Annotated in this window: 14 protein-coding genes and 2 pseudogenes; all 16 read left to right on the top strand. The window is 36.3% G+C overall.

The window, feature by feature from the left end:
• Positions 1–148: 148 nt before the first annotated feature.
• Positions 149–261 (top strand): annotated as a pseudogene (locus A5844_RS14160) (site-specific integrase); the annotation flags it as partial.
• 219 nt (positions 262–480) lie between these two features.
• Positions 481–1,419, top strand: a complete 939-nt coding sequence (gene trhO / locus A5844_RS03985) for an oxygen-dependent tRNA uridine(34) hydroxylase TrhO (RefSeq protein ID WP_086283978.1) — start codon at positions 481–483, stop codon at positions 1,417–1,419.
• A 318-nt stretch (positions 1,420–1,737) separates the two neighbouring features.
• Positions 1,738–2,472, top strand: a complete 735-nt coding sequence (locus tag A5844_RS03980) for a metallophosphoesterase family protein (RefSeq protein ID WP_086283977.1) — start codon at positions 1,738–1,740, stop codon at positions 2,470–2,472.
• Positions 2,473–2,653: 181 nt separating this feature from the next.
• Entirely contained in the window at positions 2,654–4,834 is a 2,181-nt protein-coding gene (locus A5844_RS03975) for a Tex family protein (protein WP_086283976.1), read from the top strand.
• On the top strand, positions 4,831–5,325 hold the full coding sequence (locus tag A5844_RS03970; RefSeq protein WP_086283975.1) for a SprT family protein: 495 nt from the start codon (positions 4,831–4,833) through the stop codon (positions 5,323–5,325). The genes A5844_RS03975 and A5844_RS03970 overlap by 4 nt, the downstream gene beginning before the upstream one ends.
• Positions 5,325–6,086, top strand: a complete 762-nt coding sequence (locus tag A5844_RS03965) for a YdcF family protein (protein WP_086283974.1) — start codon at positions 5,325–5,327, stop codon at positions 6,084–6,086. The genes A5844_RS03970 and A5844_RS03965 overlap by 1 nt, the downstream gene beginning before the upstream one ends.
• Positions 6,087–6,213: 127 nt before the next feature.
• The gene (murC, locus tag A5844_RS03960) at positions 6,214–7,548 is read left to right on the top strand and encodes a UDP-N-acetylmuramate--L-alanine ligase (protein WP_086283973.1); all 1,335 of its coding nucleotides are present in this window, start codon (positions 6,214–6,216) and stop codon (positions 7,546–7,548) included.
• A gap of 758 nt (positions 7,549–8,306) precedes the next feature.
• A complete protein-coding gene (locus A5844_RS03955) occupies positions 8,307–8,780 on the top strand; it encodes a MaoC/PaaZ C-terminal domain-containing protein (RefSeq protein WP_086283972.1) in 474 nt (157 codons plus the stop codon).
• 1 nt (position 8,781) lies between these two features.
• A complete protein-coding gene (locus tag A5844_RS03950; protein WP_086283971.1) occupies positions 8,782–9,465 on the top strand; it encodes a Bax inhibitor-1/YccA family protein in 684 nt (227 codons plus the stop codon).
• 222 nt (positions 9,466–9,687) lie between these two features.
• Positions 9,688–12,333, top strand: coding sequence for a DNA polymerase I (gene polA, locus A5844_RS03945; RefSeq protein ID WP_086283970.1), 2,646 nt, complete (start codon positions 9,688–9,690; stop codon positions 12,331–12,333).
• Between the two features lie 517 nt (positions 12,334–12,850).
• Entirely contained in the window at positions 12,851–13,687 is an 837-nt protein-coding gene (mutM, locus tag A5844_RS03940) for a DNA-formamidopyrimidine glycosylase (RefSeq protein WP_086283969.1), read from the top strand.
• Positions 13,651–14,280, top strand: coding sequence for a dephospho-CoA kinase (coaE, locus tag A5844_RS03935; protein ID WP_086283968.1), 630 nt, complete (start codon positions 13,651–13,653; stop codon positions 14,278–14,280). The genes mutM and coaE overlap by 37 nt, the downstream gene beginning before the upstream one ends.
• 52 nt (positions 14,281–14,332) lie before the next feature.
• The gene (locus tag A5844_RS03930) at positions 14,333–14,665 is read left to right on the top strand and encodes a CsbD family protein (RefSeq protein WP_086283967.1); all 333 of its coding nucleotides are present in this window, start codon (positions 14,333–14,335) and stop codon (positions 14,663–14,665) included.
• 297 nt (positions 14,666–14,962) lie between these two features.
• A complete protein-coding gene (locus A5844_RS03925; protein ID WP_086283966.1) occupies positions 14,963–15,991 on the top strand; it encodes a hypothetical protein in 1,029 nt (342 codons plus the stop codon).
• Positions 15,992–16,139: 148 nt separating this feature from the next.
• The gene (locus A5844_RS03920; protein WP_086283965.1) at positions 16,140–16,790 is read left to right on the top strand and encodes an SPASM domain-containing protein; all 651 of its coding nucleotides are present in this window, start codon (positions 16,140–16,142) and stop codon (positions 16,788–16,790) included.
• A 276-nt stretch (positions 16,791–17,066) separates the two neighbouring features.
• Positions 17,067–17,373: pseudogene (locus tag A5844_RS03915) on the top strand (RNHCP domain-containing protein).
• Positions 17,374–17,982: the final 609 nt, after the last annotated feature.

Below are 17,982 nucleotides of genomic sequence, written 5' to 3'. Positions count from 1 at the left end.
GGTTGTGCCTCTTTCGTTTGAATAGTTCAATCCCATGGGCTCTAAGAGAAATTGGATTTTCATTTGATGCTTTTTTCTTATATCAATTTTTAATAAGACGTATTATATGCTGTAATATAGTTAAGTATCATTGGGAAGGAAGAAGAAAATGAAGACGGTAGAACCCATTCGAGAAAAAAGATCGATGGGATGAAGACGATCTTAGCTTCAGGAAAATATGAGCAACAAAATTTGGTTCTTTTTTCGATTGGGATCAATACTACTTAGCGAATTTATAAGAGATCTATATGATGAGGACACCGATGTCAGAGAATCAGAAGCTGTAAGATAGTAAATTTGTATAGATTCTATAATAGTTTAATATAATTATATTATGTAAACTAATTATAACTGTGTATTTTTACACAAGCATAATAATCGTCAAACGTTTGATACTTCTTTATACTATCATGGAATGAATTGATGGAAGGAAGTAAATAAATGGCTTACCAAGTATTACTTTATTATAATTATACAAAAATTGTTGACCCTGAGCAATTCGCTAAAGAGCATCTTGCTTTTTGTAAATCATTGAATCTAAAAGGTAGGATCTTAGTAGCAGAAGAGGGAATCAATGGAACAGTTTCTGGTACGATCACAGAAACTGAAGCGTATATGGAAGCGATGCTAGCAGACGAACGCTTTGCAGATACCTTTTTCAAAATCGATTCGAGTGAAGGACATGCGTTCAAAAAAATGTTTGTACGAGCACGCCCTGAGTTAGTTTCTCTAAAGCTAGAAGACGATATCGATCCAAAAGAAGTAACAGGGGATTATCTTTCTCCTAAAGAATTCAAAGAAGCAATCCTTGATGAAGAGACAGTCGTCATCGATGCCCGAAATGACTATGAATATGATTTAGGACATTTTCGTGGAGCTGTTCGACCAGACATCCGTAGCTTCAGAGAATTGCCCAAATGGATTCGTGACCACAAAGAAGAGTTCATGGACAAACGAGTAGTTACTTACTGTACTGGAGGGATCCGTTGCGAGAAATTTTCTGGTTGGTTAGTTCGAGAAGGCTTCAAAGATGTTGGACAACTCCATGGCGGCATTGCAACTTACGGAAAAGATCCAGAAGTCAAAGGTGAATTATGGGATGGAAAAATGTACGTTTTTGATGAACGTATCGCAGTTGACATCAATCAAGTAGACAAACAAGTCGTCGGAAAAGATTGGTTTGATGGTACACCATGCGAACGCTATATCAATTGTGCCAATCCTGAATGTAATCGTCAAATCTTATCATCCGTTGAAAATGAGGAAAAACATCTTGGTTCTTGTTCACCTATGTGTGCGAAACATCCACAAAATCGTTATGTGAAAGAAAAAAACCTTTCTGATGAAGAAATGGTTACTTATTTAGCCGCTTTTTCATAATTTATCAAAAAGGTTCAATTGTCCCTTTAAGAGTCATGAGCCGAAATCATTGTAGTACCTATAGATGAAGCTTTTAATAAATAAGTCGAAGGATCTGAAAGGCATTCCTATTTTCAAGATCTCTCGACTTATTTTGTGTCTTCTTGAGGAAAACTATCGATAATAAGGAGATTCACACTTTTGTTTATTGCTTGATTTACTGGGGAGTAGCAAATAAAAGAATAGGACACAAGTTATCTATAGATAAAAGAAGAATGAGTTTATATCATCCATTACTAGAATTAAGCTATAATAGAAGTTGAAGGGGAGTGGAAAAAGATGAAATCATTCGTATTTGCAATTGGGGATTTGCATGGTAACTATGATCTTTTTCAAAAACTGTTAAAGGATTATGACCCAGCGATCCATCAATTGGTCTTGATTGGTGATCTGAATGACCGTGGACCGAAAACAAAACAATGTTTCTTTCAAGGAATGCAGTTAGTCCAAGAGACAGGAGCAATCTATTTACGAGGAAATCACGAGGAATATTTCTTGCAGTTCCTACAATCACCAGAAGATTGGTTCTATCCATATTTACGTAATGGCGGGGAAGAGACAATCGAAAGTTTATTACATCCCGGAGCAACTGAAGAGTATTCCCCCACTGAGATTGCCATGATGATCCGCTCTCAATATAAAGAATTGATTGATTTTCTTTGTGAACGACCTCTATATTATGAGTGGGGAAAGTATTTATTTGTTCATGCGGGTGTCGATTTGAATAAAAAAGATTGGCACGAAACAGATCCAAGTGATTTCATCTGGATCAGAGAACCTTTTCATGAGGGAAAGAATCAAACAGGCAAAACAATTGTATTTGGGCATACAATTACTCCGATGCTTCACGGCGATATGCAAACCACTGATTTATGGATCAAGGATTCTAAAATAGGTATCGATGGTGGGGCTGTATTTGGTGGTTCTCTCCATGGGGTAGTTTTTGATGAACATGGGATTATCCAAGATATTGAGTACCAGAACAATGAAGGCCCATGGCAAAGTCGCTTTTAACTGAATCCTCTATGAGATTTACTGGACTTGCGTTTGATTTTTACGCAGTCCTTTTTTCGTTCTTTCAGATCAAGTGAAACTTATGATAAAATAATACAGGATAATAATTTGACTACTAAGCGATCAATCGAATTAATTTCGTTTTTGTAGTCAACTTTTTAATTAGAAAAGAGGCATTTTGATGACAGAAAAAATAAACCAAACGATTCTTTCGCTTGTACAAAAAGAATTAGCAGAATACCACGAAAAACAGTTAGCAACTGTCTTGAATTTATTATCTGAAGGAAATACTGTACCCTTTATTGCTCGTTACCGAAAAGAAATGACGGGTAGTTTAGATGAAGTTCAGATTCGTGAAATCGAAGAACGATATGCTTACTTGGAAAATCTAGAAAAACGCAAAACGGAAGTCATTCGACTAATTGATGAACAAGGAAAGCTAACGCCTGAACTGCAAAAAAGTATTACACAAGCAGTTAAAATGCAGCAAGTGGAAGACTTATATCGTCCATATAAACAAAAGCGCAGAACAAAAGCAACCATTGCAAAAGAAAAAGGATTGGAACCTTTCGCACTGTGGCTACTCCGATTGGCAACTGGTGATGTACAAGAAGAGGCAAGCAAGTATTTGACTGAAGAAGTTCCCACTGTGGAAGAAGCATTGCAAGGTGCTCATGAAATCATTGCCGAACAAATCAGTGACAATGCCTCATTCAGAACGTGGATCCGTTCTTATACTTATAACAAAGGGTTATATGAAAGTACTGTAAAAGATGCGGATATCGATGAAAAAGGTGTATACGAAATGTATTATGAATTTTCTGAACCCGTTCATAAAATCGTATCACATCGTATCTTAGCTACCAATCGTGGAGAAAAAGAAGAAGTATTGAAAGTGAGTCTTAAAGTAGATGAAGCGGCTATCTTCGGATATTTAGAAAAACAGTTGATTTCTTCGCCTGATTCACCTGCGGCTCTCATCATACAAAATGCTTATCAAGATAGTTACAAACGATTTATCCAACCAGCTATTGAACGGGAGATCCGTAATGAGTTGACAGAAAAAGCGGATGAACAAGCAATTGCAATCTTTGGAGAGAATCTACGTAATTTACTATTACAACCACCATTGAAAGGGAAAGTCGTTTTGGGATTTGACCCAGCTTATCGAACAGGTTGCAAATTGGCTGTAGTGGATGCGACAGGTAAGATTTTGGCCATTGAAGTCATTTACCCTCACAAACCTGCACCACAAGCAAAAAGAGTAGCTGCAGGTCCGTCATTTGTGAAGCTGATTGATCAATACAAAGTTGATATGGTAGCTATCGGTAATGGTACAGCGAGTCGAGAATCAGAGCTTTTCGTGGCTGAACAGTTGAAATCGGCTAAACAAAAAGCCTACTATGCCATCGTCAATGAGGCAGGGGCTTCGGTCTATTCTGCTAGCGACATCGCTAGAAAAGAATTTCCTGATTTACAAGTTGAAGAGCGTAGTGCCATTTCCATTGCTAGACGCCTTCAAGATCCATTAGCAGAACTAGTGAAAATCGATCCCAAGGCAGTAGGTGTAGGACAATATCAACATGACGTTTCGCAAAAAAGGTTAGCGGAACAATTAGACTTTGTCGTGGAAACAGCGGTGAACCAAGTAGGAGTGGATGTTAATACAGCTAGCCCTCAATTGTTACAACATATCTCAGGTTTGAATAAAACAACAGCACAAAATATTGTGACCTTTCGAGAAGAAAATGGCGAATTTGTGAGTCGTACTCAGTTGAAAAAAGTGCCTCGCTTAGGACCAAAGGCCTATGAACAAGCGATTGGCTTTTTACGTGTGCCTGGTGGCAAACATGTGCTAGATAATACGGGCATCCATCCCGAAAGCTATCCTGTCGCAAAAGAGATCTTAAAAGCGAATCAACTATCTGAAAAAGATTTAGGTTCAAAAGAAGCGATAGAGAAATTGACCCGTTTGTCTGTTTCTTCATTAGCAAAACAAGTCGGCACTGGAGAAGAAACATTAAAAGATATTTTGGAGGGGCTCACTCGACCTGGAAGAGACATGCGTGATGAAATGCCTGCACCAATGTTACGTTCGGATGTGTTAAGTATGGAAGACTTGAAGCCAGGAATGGAATTGAAAGGTACAGTACGTAATGTGATCGATTTCGGTGCTTTCGTGGATATTGGGGTGAAGCAAGATGGATTAGTGCATATTTCCAAGCTAAGTAATAAATTCGTCAAACATCCGACTGATGTTGTTTCAGTTGGGGATGTTGTCACTGTCTGGATTGATCAGGTCGATACAGCTAAAGGAAGAATTAGTTTGACGATGCGGTCACCATACGAGGAAAAAGCGTGACACAAGAAGAACTGCAACATTTGGTGGAACAGATCTCGTGGGAGAGTTTCAAGCGTCCTTTCACCCATCAAGCCATCTTCAATGGACGCTTGAAAACAACCGGGGGAAGGTATCATCTTAATGACCATCATTTAGATTTTAACCCTAAGATGTTTGAGGTTTCGGATAAAGAGGTGATCATAGGGATCATCAAGCATGAGCTATGTCATTATCATCTTCATTTAGATGGTAAAGGCTACCGCCATCGTGATCCAGAGTTTAAACAACTCTTGGCACAAACCGGTGGATTACGTTACGCACCTGCGATACATGAAAAAAAGTCGCAGAAAATAGAATGTTACCAGTGTCAAAAATGTTCCAATTGGATTTATCGAAAACGCAAGATCAATACCGATCGTTATTTATGTGGTCATTGTAGAGGCCGCTTGACTTGGAAAGAAACTAAATATTCGCATCAAATGCTCAAAACAAAAAGGGAGGTATCTGTCTGATGCACCAAGATTCAACAGCGCAACAAATTCAGGATTGGAATCAGATGCTGCGGTTTTTAGCAGAGCCAGTAAAGACAAAGCTGTCAGAATTGTCTGCTCCGATGTTAGTATTAGCAGGGAATTGTCTCCCATTTTTAGCTGATGAGGCCGCCCAAATGTATCTCAATCAGCAAGTAGATCAACTCTTTTTAGTTGGTGGTGTGGGTCATGCGACAAAATACCTCTATGAAAATTTTGAAAAACAAGGAATCTTCTTTGAAAAAGGGTTAAGCGAGAGTGAGCTTTATGCGAGGTATCTGTTAGAAAAGTACCAAATACCTAAAGAAGCTTTAATCTTGGAAACTCATTCCACGAATTCAGGTGAAAATGCTTTGTTTGCATTAAACCTATTGAAAGAAAAAGGATCCCTTCCAAGTAAGTTGTTAGTGATGAATGATCCGACTTTGCAACGCCGAACAAAAGCCACCTTTGAAAAAGTATGGCGTGGCGAATCGGTCGTGATCCAAAATTATGTTCCTTTTATACCTGAAATAATCGATCGTTCAGAAAAGTGGGTCTTTTCTGATGAACGATTCAATGGATGGCCAGCAGAATATTTCCAAGCTTTAGTTTTAGGGGAGATGAGCCGTTTGAAGGATGATGAAAATGGCTATGGTCCAAAAGGAAAAGGATATATTGAGCATATAGACATCCCAGAAACCGTTTGGCAGGCGTATGAACGAGTCGTTAAAAATACAGATGGGAAGCTTTCCCGCATGTAGTTGAAGACCTTCATACGCACTCGCTCGAATAAATTTGGTTGAAATTTTTAATTGTTTATAAGATAATGGATTTCGTGTTAAATGTATGTTTAAAATAATGGATGATAGCTAAGAGAAGAGGATTCAAATGGAAAATCAAAATAAATTGTACCACTTTGTTGGCATTAAAGGATCAGGAATGAGTTCCTTGGCGCTTGTTTTGCATGAACAAGGGTTAGCCGTACAAGGGTCAGACATTGAAAAATATTTCTTTACTCAAAGAGATTTAGAAAAAGCAAATATCAAAATCATGCCTTTTAGCGCTGAAAACGTGCAGCCTGGTATGATTGTTATAGCAGGCAATGCTTTCCCCGATTCTCATGAAGAGATTCAACGCGCAAAAGAACTTGGTTTGGAAGTTGTTCGTTACCACGATTTTATCGGTGACTTTATCCAAAATTACACTAGTATTGCAGTAACCGGTTCTCATGGGAAAACTAGTACAACCGGATTACTTTCTCATGTATTGACAGGTATTCGTCCAACCAGCTTTCTGATTGGTGATGGTACTGGACATGGGGACCCTCAGGCAGAATTTTTTGCATTTGAGGCGTGTGAATATCGTCGTCATTTTTTAGCATATTCTCCTGACTATGTGATTATGACGAATATCGACTTTGATCATCCTGATTACTATACAAGTATCGATGATGTGTTCTCTGCGTTCCAAACCATGGCAAAACAAGTGAAAAAAGCGATTTTTGCTTATGGGGACGATGCTTATTTGAGAAAATTAGAAGCAGATGTTCCGATATATTATTACGGTATGACTGAAAATGATGATATTCAAGCTCGTAACATTGAACGCACAACTACAGGTTCGGCATTTGATGTGTACCATGGAGAAGAATTTGTGGGACACTTCACTGTTCCTGCCTTTGGTAAACACAATATTTTAAATGCCCTCGGTGTGATCGCAGTTGCTTACTTTGAAGATTTAGATGTAAAAGAAGTTGCAAAAGAGATGTTGACTTTCCCTGGTGTGAAACGTCGCTTCAGTGAAAAAATCGTTGCTGATATGACCGTGGTAGACGATTATGCCCATCATCCAGCCGAAATCAAAGCGACGATCGATGGTGCACGTCAAAAGTACCCAGATAAAGAAATCATTGCTGTTTTCCAACCACATACATTTACTCGGACGATTGCATTGATGGATGAATTTGCAGAAGCGTTAGATTTGGCAGATCACGTGTATCTATGTGATATTTTCGGTTCAGCACGTGAAGAACAAGGAGACGTAAAAATCGAAGATCTAGGTGCAAAAATCAACAAGGGTGGACAAGTCATCAAAGAAGAAAATGTGTCACCGTTACTTGATTACCATGAAGCAGTAATTATTTTCATGGGAGCCGGCGATGTCCAAAAATTTGAACAAGCTTATGAAAAATTATTGAGTAGCACCACTAAAAATGTTCTTTGATCAACAACTATTACGAGTGCTGTTTTAGTTTGCTTCACCACTTATTAAGAAAACAATCGATATTCCACTATTGGAATTGAAAGAAGACCAAAGAAGTCGAAAATAGCCACAACTATTTTCGACTTCTTTAGCTTCTCTGATGGATAAATAAATGACAAGAACAGGTAGCCATTTTTAATTCCAAAATAAACGGTTTTTCATCAACTGAACATCTGGTTTAAGAATTAAGAAACATCTTGAAAAACAGAGAGTGTTATTTTCTGTGATGTTCACTAGTGTATAGAAAAGAGTCCTGGATGTTAACATAAGCCATGGTTTTTACTACCTAGTTCTGTCCTTCTTGATTCGTGACTTAAAAAGGAAAAAACTGTTTTCCAGTGCTTCAAGTAAATATTCAGAGTTAAATGCTTTTTCATCATTGCTATGAAAGTGATTTATTAATAATTGGTTTGAAAGTCCTTGATTATGGATGGAGAATCGAAAGTTTATGAAATGTTTTTTCAGCCAATGTGATACTTGAACAAGTAGATTGACGATTACAGGATCGTCAATTGATTGCTCGATTGGTAAAGAAAATCTAAAGAATTCTAATTAGAAAACTACTACTTCACGCGATTTTTAGCCTATATGATGAGTTTAGTCAGTGGCTTCATTTATTATCCAAAATGTTTCTAGAATCTTGTGTTCACTAACTTGCCTTTTTTTCACGCTCTGGTACAATTGTCCTGTACGAATATATAAACTGGAGGGTTTTTATCTTGAACATAGGTAAACCGCGTAAATTAGGAAAAACAATTAATGAAATTGAGGAAGGAGACTCGTTGTCTTTAACAGAATCGATTGAAGACAATCAGTTATTATTATATTTAGGTATAACAAACGATGCGAATCCTTTGTATATCCAGCATGATTTTGCACAAAAAACGGAATACCATCAACCCATTGTACCGTCTGTTATGTTGATGGGGATTATTACAAGTGCAGTGTCGAAACATATGCCTGGACCAGGTTCTCATATCGTAAATTTCTCTGTGAATTTTATTGAACCAGTTTTCCATTATGAAACGCTGACTTTTCAGTTTGAAGTGATTAGAATCGACAAAATGAAAAATGTCGTAACCATTTCTGTCGAAGCAACGAATGCACAAGAAAATCGAGTTTTGGATGCGGTGGTCATGGTTCAACCACCAGAATATGAACAATCGTTAACACTTGAAAGTGAAGGTGAATAATATGGATAATCAACAAACAGCAGTGTCTGGTATCAATCGTTTTTATGCTAAAGTATATGGGTTTTTAGGTGTGGGGCTAGGGATTAGTGCCATCACTTCTTATTTATCATTACAAGTTTTCCCATATCAAGTTGCTAGTTTCATCAATAATTTCCCATTAGGATTTATGGGACTTTGGATTGTCCAAATTGCTCTAGTCCTTGTATTAGGAATAAAAGCACAAAAAAATCCAAGTTTAGCTATCGGAGGATTCATTGCTTACTCCTTGTTAAACGGTTTAGTTTTAGCCGTTACATTAGCCTTTTATGATATCGGAACGATTACTAATGCATTTATTTCAGCAACTGGAATGTTTGTCGGAATGTCAGCCATTGGTCTAGTTACTAAAAAAGATTTAAGTGGTGTGGGACGTGCTGGTATGGCTGCATTGATCGGAGTAATCATTGCGATGTTCCTAAATATCTTTATTTTACAAAGTAGTCCAGTTGATTTGTTTATTTCATTATTGCTTGTAGTGATCTTTGCGGGTCTTACAGCTTATGATAACCAAAAGATCCGTCAAGTCTATATCCAATCAAATGGTACTGCACATAGTGGAATTGCTGTTTTTTTAGCTCTTCAACTATATCTTGATTTTATCAACTTGTTCCTTGCGTTCCTAAGAATATTCGGACGTAGTAACTAATTCAAACCGAAAAAGACTGAGGTCATTAGATCTCAGTCTTTTTTTAGAATAATTGAGTAGAAACAGAAGGGAAAACTCAAAAGGAAGGCATCTTAATGAAGGTTATTTATTTCTTCATTTGTTTGGATTGGTTCTTTCGTAATTGCTCCACGTTTTTCTTTTCGCTTTCTTATAGATTCTTTGATAGAATGAGAAGGTACTTTATAGTAAGGAGTTATGCAGATGACAAAAAATAAATTATTACTCGTAGATGGGAATAGTGTGGCTTTTCGTGCATTCTTTGCTTTGCACAATTCATTAGAACGGTTTAAAAATCGTAATGGACTTCATACGAATGCCATTTATGCTTTTCATACTATGTTTGAAAATGTCATGCAAAAAGAACAGCCAACTCATGTTTTGGTTGCTTTTGATGCAGGGAAAACAACCTTTCGGACAGAATTATATGCAGAGTACAAAGGTGGTCGTTCAAAGACTCCTGGTGAATTTAAAGAACAAATGCCATATATCCGTGAACTTTTGACTGGATTAGGTGTTCAGTACTATGAACTGCCTAACTATGAAGCGGATGATATCATTGGTACATTGGCTGAACAAGTAGATAAGGAACAGTTTGAGGTTGTTGTTTTATCTGGAGACCGAGATTTGACACAACTAGCTTCAAAAGATATCAAAGTCGATATCACAGTCAAAGGCGTGAGTGATATTGAAAGTTATACGCCCGAACATGTTGCAGAAAAATATGATGGCCTAACACCAAAGCAGATCATCGATATCAAAGGATTGGCTGGCGATGCATCAGACAATATTCCTGGTGTCACGAAAATAGGAGAAAAAACAGCCATCAAATTGTTGAAAGAGTATGGATCCGTTGAAGAAATCTATGAACATATTGATGAAATGAAACAAAGCAAAATGAAAGAAAACTTGATTAATGATAAAGAGCAAGCATTTTTATCAAAAGAATTGGCGACAATCAATACTTCTGCTCCTGTTGATGTAGCCATCGATTCGTTGGAATACAAAGGCAAAGATCTAGAAAAGCTTGTTCCCTTTTATAAAGAAATGGAATTCAAACAATTTCTGGCTAAATTAGATGTGGTGGAAGAAGTAACAGAAATGAAAGACATCTTATTTGAAGTGGTTGATGAATTTGAAGAGAACATGTTCCAAACTGATATGGCTCTTTATGTGGAAATGATGGGTGACAATTACCATACAGAAGACATTGTAGGAGTTGCGTGGGGAAGTACAGAGAAAATCTATGTGACCAACGATTTGGCTATTTTTGAAAATGAATATTTCCTTGCTTGGATCACAGATGAAACTCGCTTGAAAAAAGTGTATGATGCGAAACGGACATATGTGGCGTTGAATCGGTATGCTACAAAACTAAAAGGGATTGATTTCGATGTCTTATTAGGAGCATATTTATTAGACACAAATGAGAAAAGTAATGACATCGAAGGGATTGCCGTTCATTATGGCTATCACGAGATTCAATCCGATGAAGTAGTCTATGGCAAGGGTGCAAAAAAAGGATTACCTGTAGAAGATGAACTCTTTTATGCTCATCTTGCACGTAAAGTATCAGCAATCAACGTCTTAACCCCAAAACTTAGTAAAGAATTAGCGGACAAAAATCAAGAAGAACTTTTCCGCAAGATGGAATTACCTTTATCTATTATTTTGGCAGAAATGGAAATCAGCGGCATCAAAGTGGATGCTAGTCGCCTACAAGAAATGAAAATCGAGTTTTCTGATCGCTTAAGAGAGATCGAGCAGAAAATTTATAAAGAAGCTGGAGAAGAATTCAACCTCAATTCACCAAAACAATTGGGTGTGATCCTTTTTGAAAAAATGGGTCTGCCAGTCATCAAAAAAACGAAAACAGGTTATTCTACTGCCGTGGATGTTTTGGAACAGTTACGGGAACAAGCTCCTATTGTAGATGATATTTTGATTTATCGCCAAATTGCGAAAATCCAATCGACTTACGTTGAAGGATTATTGAAAGTCATCCAATCTGATGGGAAAGTTCATACGCGTTATGTTCAAACGTTGACCCAAACTGGTAGATTGAGTTCCGTTGATCCTAACCTACAAAATATTCCTATCCGACTAGACGAAGGACGGAAAATCCGCCAAGCTTTTGTACCAAGAGAAAAAGACTGGGTAATTTACTCTTCTGACTATTCCCAAATTGAATTGCGTGTATTAGCTCACATCTCAAATGACGAACATTTGAAGGCTGCTTTCTTGGAAGGGCAAGATATTCATGCCAGCACAGCTATGCGTGTGTTTGGGATTGAAAAAGCGGAGGATGTCACACCAAACATGCGACGTCAAGCAAAAGCTGTCAATTTTGGAATCGTTTATGGTATATCTGATTATGGCCTATCGCAAAATCTAGGAATTACTAGAAAAGCAGCACAACAATATATCGATACCTATTTTGAAAAGTATCCTGGGGTCAAAGAATATATGGAACGCATCGTACGTGAAGCGAAAGATCAAGGATTTGTTGAAACGCTATATCATCGACGTCGTTATTTGCCAGATATTAATTCTAGAAATTATAATATTCGTTCATTTGCTGAGCGTACAGCTATCAACACGCCTATTCAAGGAAGTGCAGCAGATATCCTGAAAATCGCGATGATCGAATTGGATAAGCGATTAAAAGAAGCCAATCTGCAAGCTACGATGCTCTTACAAGTACATGACGAACTCGTATTTGAAGTACCTGAAAAGGAACTGGAAACACTAGACAAACTAGTCAGCGAAGTCATGGAACACGCAGTATCTCTTCATGTTCCATTGATCACAGACAGTAGCTGGGGAAAAACTTGGTACGAAGCAAAATAGCAGATGTTAGAACTATTGGTTGATCGAAAGTGATAAGCTAAAAAATTAGAAAATACTGACTTTCTTTTTCCTTTGTTAACTTAGAACTTTCGATCAATAAATGAAATATCTTTTCAATTAGTGGCTGAGGAAGCAATTGACTTCTGAAGGTGATTGAAATGACTATAAAGGGTATTCTATGATTTTTGAGAGTACCGACAAATGCTAAGTTTCATCTAGTTGAACATCCCTATGAAGGCTAAAAAAGAAATTCTATAGTAAGACAAAAGTAGAAAAATAAAAAGGCTATTTGCTTTTTTATTTTTTTGATTTGTGATCATCATACGGTCTTATGAATATTATTTATCAGAATATGAGATCCATCCAGTTTTTACTATAGAAGAAAAGTTTAGAAAAAAGAGTTTTATAGATTTTCTTTTTTCTGATGAATGGGTAGATCAATGTGTATCTAACCGATCTAAAAAAGAAGGAATTAAATCAGTAACAATTAAATTGAGTAAAAATGTAGGTGGATAAAATGCCGGAATTACCAGAAGTTGAAACAGTTCGCAAAGGGTTAGAAAAGTTAGTCAAAAATAAAAAAATCCAAAATGTCCAAGTATTATGGCCAAGAATCATTGAACAACCGGAAGTGCCGATTTTTGAGACAACTTTAATAGGCGAAACGATCGAATCAATTGGTCGTAGAGGGAAGTTCTTGATTTTTCATTTAAGTCATTATGAACTTATTTCTCATTTGAGAATGGAAGGGAAGTATCAGTACATTGAAAAGGATCAGCCGATAGATAAGCATACCCATGTTATTTTTTCCTTTGAAGATGGCAGTCAACTCCGCTATAACGATGTTCGGAAATTTGGTCGCATGACGATCGTGGAAAAGGGTACAAGTGACACCTATAAAGGAATTATGAAACTCGGGCCTGAACCACTGCCTGATTTATTTGGATTAGAAGAGTTTACAGTAGGGTTGAAAAAATCCCACAAAGCAATCAAACCTTTATTATTAGACCAAAAATTAGTGACTGGGTTAGGTAATATCTACGTGGATGAAGCACTTTGGGAAGCCAAAATCCATCCTGAACAACCTGCTGATACCTTACGATCTAAAGAAATAAAATTGTTACGCCAAGCAATCATCGATGTTCTTTCTCGTGCGATTGAAGCAGGTGGAACGACCATTCGGAGTTATTTGAACGCTTTAGGGGAAGCTGGAGGATTTCAAATAGCACTTCATGTCTATGATCAAACTGGTAAACCTTGCATTCGCTGTCAGACACCAATTGTTAAAACGAAAGTGGCTCAAAGGGGGACACACTATTGTCCAAAATGTCAGAAACTAAGAATACCAAAATAGGCTTTGTTTTAGGCTTAACTGGTGGAATTGCTACAGGGAAAAGTACCGCAGACTCAGTGTTCAAAAGCCACGGTTTTCCAGTGATTGATGCAGATCAAATTGCAAGAGAGGTGGTTGAACCTGATACTCCAGGACTAGCTGCATTGGTTCAAGAGTTTGGAAGAGAGATTTTACAAACAGATGGCTCCTTGAATCGTGCCAAACTCGGGCAATTGATTTTTGAATCTGAAAAACGGCGGGAAAAGTTAAATCAGCGACTAGATCCTTTCATCAGAGACCGAATCAAAAAAGAAATCTTGCGTAATAAAAAGGAATCTCCTCTAGTTGTGGTGGATATCCCGTTGCTATATGAAGCTCATTATGAAAATGAGATGGATGCAGTTGCAGTGGTCTATCTCCCAGAAACTAAGCAAATCGAGCGATTGATGAGGCGCAATCGTTTGTCAGAAAAAGAAGCAAAACAGCGAGTATACAGTCAATGGTCGATTGAAGATAAAAAGCAACGAGCAGATATCATTTTTGACAATTCCCAATCGAAAAAATTCTTAGAACAAGAAATCGAGTATTGGTTAACCGCTAATCGCTTTCTTTGAGAATCTTGCATTATTTTGCTATGCTATTCTTAAGAGAAAGAGGGGGATGGAAATGGGTACATTTAAAAATCAAAAAGACAAGGTTGTAGGGTCTGCAAAAGAGAAAATCGGTGAATTGCTAAATAAAGAAGAATTACAAGAAAAAGGACAGATCCAAGCGGAAGAAGGAAAGATTCGAGAAGATCATTACCGCGCACGTATTGATGAGTTAGAGAACCAACAAGCAGAAGAAGAAGCAAAAAAACAAGATTTGACGAAAGAAAGACAAGGGAGAGACACAACACATAAAGATGAGGCGCTACCTCAAGATGACCATATTTCTGGTCAGCAAAAAATCGAAGAAGAACGAATGAAACATTACACTGGTATAGAAGAGAAATTGTAATATGTCCTTTTGTTTTCAACGATGACCAAGTTTCAACCTCAAGAATAGTGTTTTGGATTTTATAAAGGGAACAGGGTGTTTATCATCCTGCTCCTTTTTTGTCTTTGTTCTAGTTAAATTCGTACATAAAACCACTTGAATTGTAGCTCTCAATGTGTGATGGGTCTCACGTTTATTTAAAGAATAGGAAAAAAAAGAACAGTAAAATCGGGAATTTAGATATATACTAATTTTTTAAGATATATTCCGTGAAAAAAAGAATAGTTATTAGATAAAATAATGATTAAGGAGAGAGTCATGGAAGAAGGAAAAGATATTCTACTATATGGATTACTTCGAGAAAGAGTTCAATTCTTTAACAAACTTAAGAATGAGGAAATCAATCTTGGTGAAAAAACATTTAAAATAGATAAGAAACATACTAGCGATTCCTTTCATTCTTATTCTATTGATATTTATACTAAGCGATTCGAAGAAATTATAAAGAACAGAGATTTAAAAAATCCTGAGCAATGGCACAGATTCTCTCAAGATTGGTTGAATGATATTCCCATCAGATATAAAACTTTGCCATTATGGGAAGCATTTTATCGTTACATGGAAATCACACCAAAAAATCAAGAAAAACTGATGGAAGATCCTATTAAACAAGGATGTAAAAGAGGAATCGATATGGCAATCGATCATCCAAAGATGATGATTTATTTTGTATTAGATGGTATAGACATGGAGCCTGTTACGACTAAATCAAAAAGTTGTGAACCGAGTTATACTGGAAGCGAGCTACGCTATGTCTATCGACGATGGTCTGAAGCAAAAGAAAAAATTGCATTTTTTAAAGAAGATAAAGAAGTAAAAGCCCCCTGGATTAAAGGATTATATATTAATGATTGGGAAAAATATGGTAATCACCGAACTTATCGACGATTAGGGGGAAAAATGCGTAAAGCAATCGAAGAAAGAAAGCATGAATCATTTGAAGGTCTAAATGAATATAAGGAAAAAGCAAGGAGACATTGGGAGTTGTCTAAGTTAGCAACGAAAACAAGTACGGTTCATCCAAAAAAGCTACAAAACACACGATTAACAACTTTTGAAGAAGTCGAGGGAAATAAGAAGGAACAATTGGGATTGTCTAAGCTAACAACGAAAACAAGTGATATCCACCCAAAAAAGCTACAAAACACGCAATTAACTACTGCTCAAAAACATGAAGAAAAAACATTTAGGTCATTTAAAACACTAAGTGAATGGGGGAATAAAAAGGCAAGTGTAAATAATTGTAAGAAAAAGCAATTAAAGAATTATTTTGAACTATCCATTTAATAAAATGAACCGATAGAATAGACTTATCTATGCCTCATAAGCCCAAAAAGGACAACACCTCCTTCTAATCCGCTTATGAGGTGTTTTAAGTACTATTTTTTGAAATACTTCATCATAGGGACCTTATCTATCAAGAATTAATTATTAATTGATATATATACGTGGTAGTGGAGCATACAAAAAAACAATAGAAAATATAGGCAAAATTAAAGAAGCAGGTATCCCAATCGAAATTAACACAGTTTTACACAGGAACAATTATAAGATGGCAAGAAAAATAATTGAACAATCAGAAAAACTGGAAGTTCTTTATCATATAGATAGATATGTTCCATTTGATGGAAAAATCTGTGATCATTTATGCATAGCGAATGAAGAATATTTAGAAGCAATTCAGAGAATTGTAGAAACAAAATTAAGTGACATTGTTTCTAATTCAATAATACAAGATAATGGATTCTTTTGTGGAGCAGGTAATAGTTATGTGTTTATTAAGTCGAATGGAAATGTTGCATTTTGTCCAACTATGCCAGAAGATTTTTTAGGTGGAAATTTAAAAAAAGAATCTTTGAAAGACATATGGGAGAACAGTGTTTTCTTTAAAAGGATGAGAAATGTAAATTGCAAATATTTTTCAGAGTGTTCCCTTAGCCATGTTTGTAAAGGTGGATGTAGAAGCAGAAGTACGTTTCTATATGGTTCAATAGATGTAGAAGATTTACAAAGTGGTAAATTAATGTACAAGATGACAGGGATAACTTCACTACCATTAGAAAAAATACTTAAGGAGGAATTATGAATTTAAATGATTATATTCGCATTGCTTTCTAGGGGACGACGCCAAGGGCAGTGACTTTGAAATACACTTACTGCTGGGTTGTGGAGTAAGTCTGCAGCACAGTGCATAGGACAAAACTAAAACCTATGAGTGGTTCGGATTAGATAATATCTATGAAGTTGGAAGCAGAAGTAATCGCGATAGCGGTGAATTTGTCACTATTCAAAGAAGCCTGTAAATAAGAATAAACGGAACCCTTTTCTCCAAAAAAATAATTTTATTTTTGGAGGAAAGCAAATGAGTGTAAAAGAAAACAGCGGATTTATCTGTGTGAATTGTAACAAAGAAGTACAAAAATTGACAAATGGCTCATATCGTAATCATTGTCCATATTGTTTATCCTCTTTACCCAGGGGATAGAGTAAGTTTATGTAAGGGATTGATGAAGCCTGTTTCATATAGATATAATTCTAAAAAAGGTTATCAAATAATGCATAGATGTGAAAAGTGTAGTAAAGAACAGTGGAATATTATAGCAGAAAATACCGTGCAAGAAGATGATTTCATTGGTTGGCTTAAACTTTGTGGAGTAGCATACAGATAAAATATAATAGTTCTTGTTAATAATAAATAAAGAAGTTCAATTTCCAAAGTGGTAATTAAACTTCTTTATTTTTTTGAAAAACCCCACGTAATGATTATTTTTGAATGCTAAATTGAATGCTATTTAATGAATACTGGGTGTAAGAAATGCTTAATGAATAGCTTATTTAATAATAAATTAAATGTATTTAAGCCATAGTTCGCTTTACTAATAAACGATCAGAGCTGTTATAACACTCTCTAAAAAACCGATATAAGTTCCAGTAAGAATATTCACAATAATGTTCCGTAAAATACATTGATTTTGTAAAGAGATCGCACTTTTTTCTGAAACTCTTCCTTGCTTCTTAGCTTTTTATAGACCTTTTCAAGCTGTGACGTATAAGAAATAAAGAGCATTTAAATCTCAAAAAAAAATTCAGGATGATTTGGTTTATTATTACATAAACAAGTGGGATTTAACAAACAGTCAGGCAAGTAAAATCCAAATAGACTTTATCTAAAGGGATTGAAGTTCTCATAAAATGGTAGCTAGTTACTTGGAAAATTTGATGAAGAAATAAGGAGAACGTTGTTAAGTGATAACTATCCTTTTGAAGAGAGGGGATGA

Source organism: Candidatus Enterococcus wittei, from assembly GCF_002140175.1.
Classification (GTDB): domain Bacteria; phylum Bacillota; class Bacilli; order Lactobacillales; family Enterococcaceae; genus Enterococcus_B; species Enterococcus_B wittei.
Note: the sequence above shows the minus strand (reverse complement) of the source record. Positions and strands in the feature narration are given on the sequence as shown.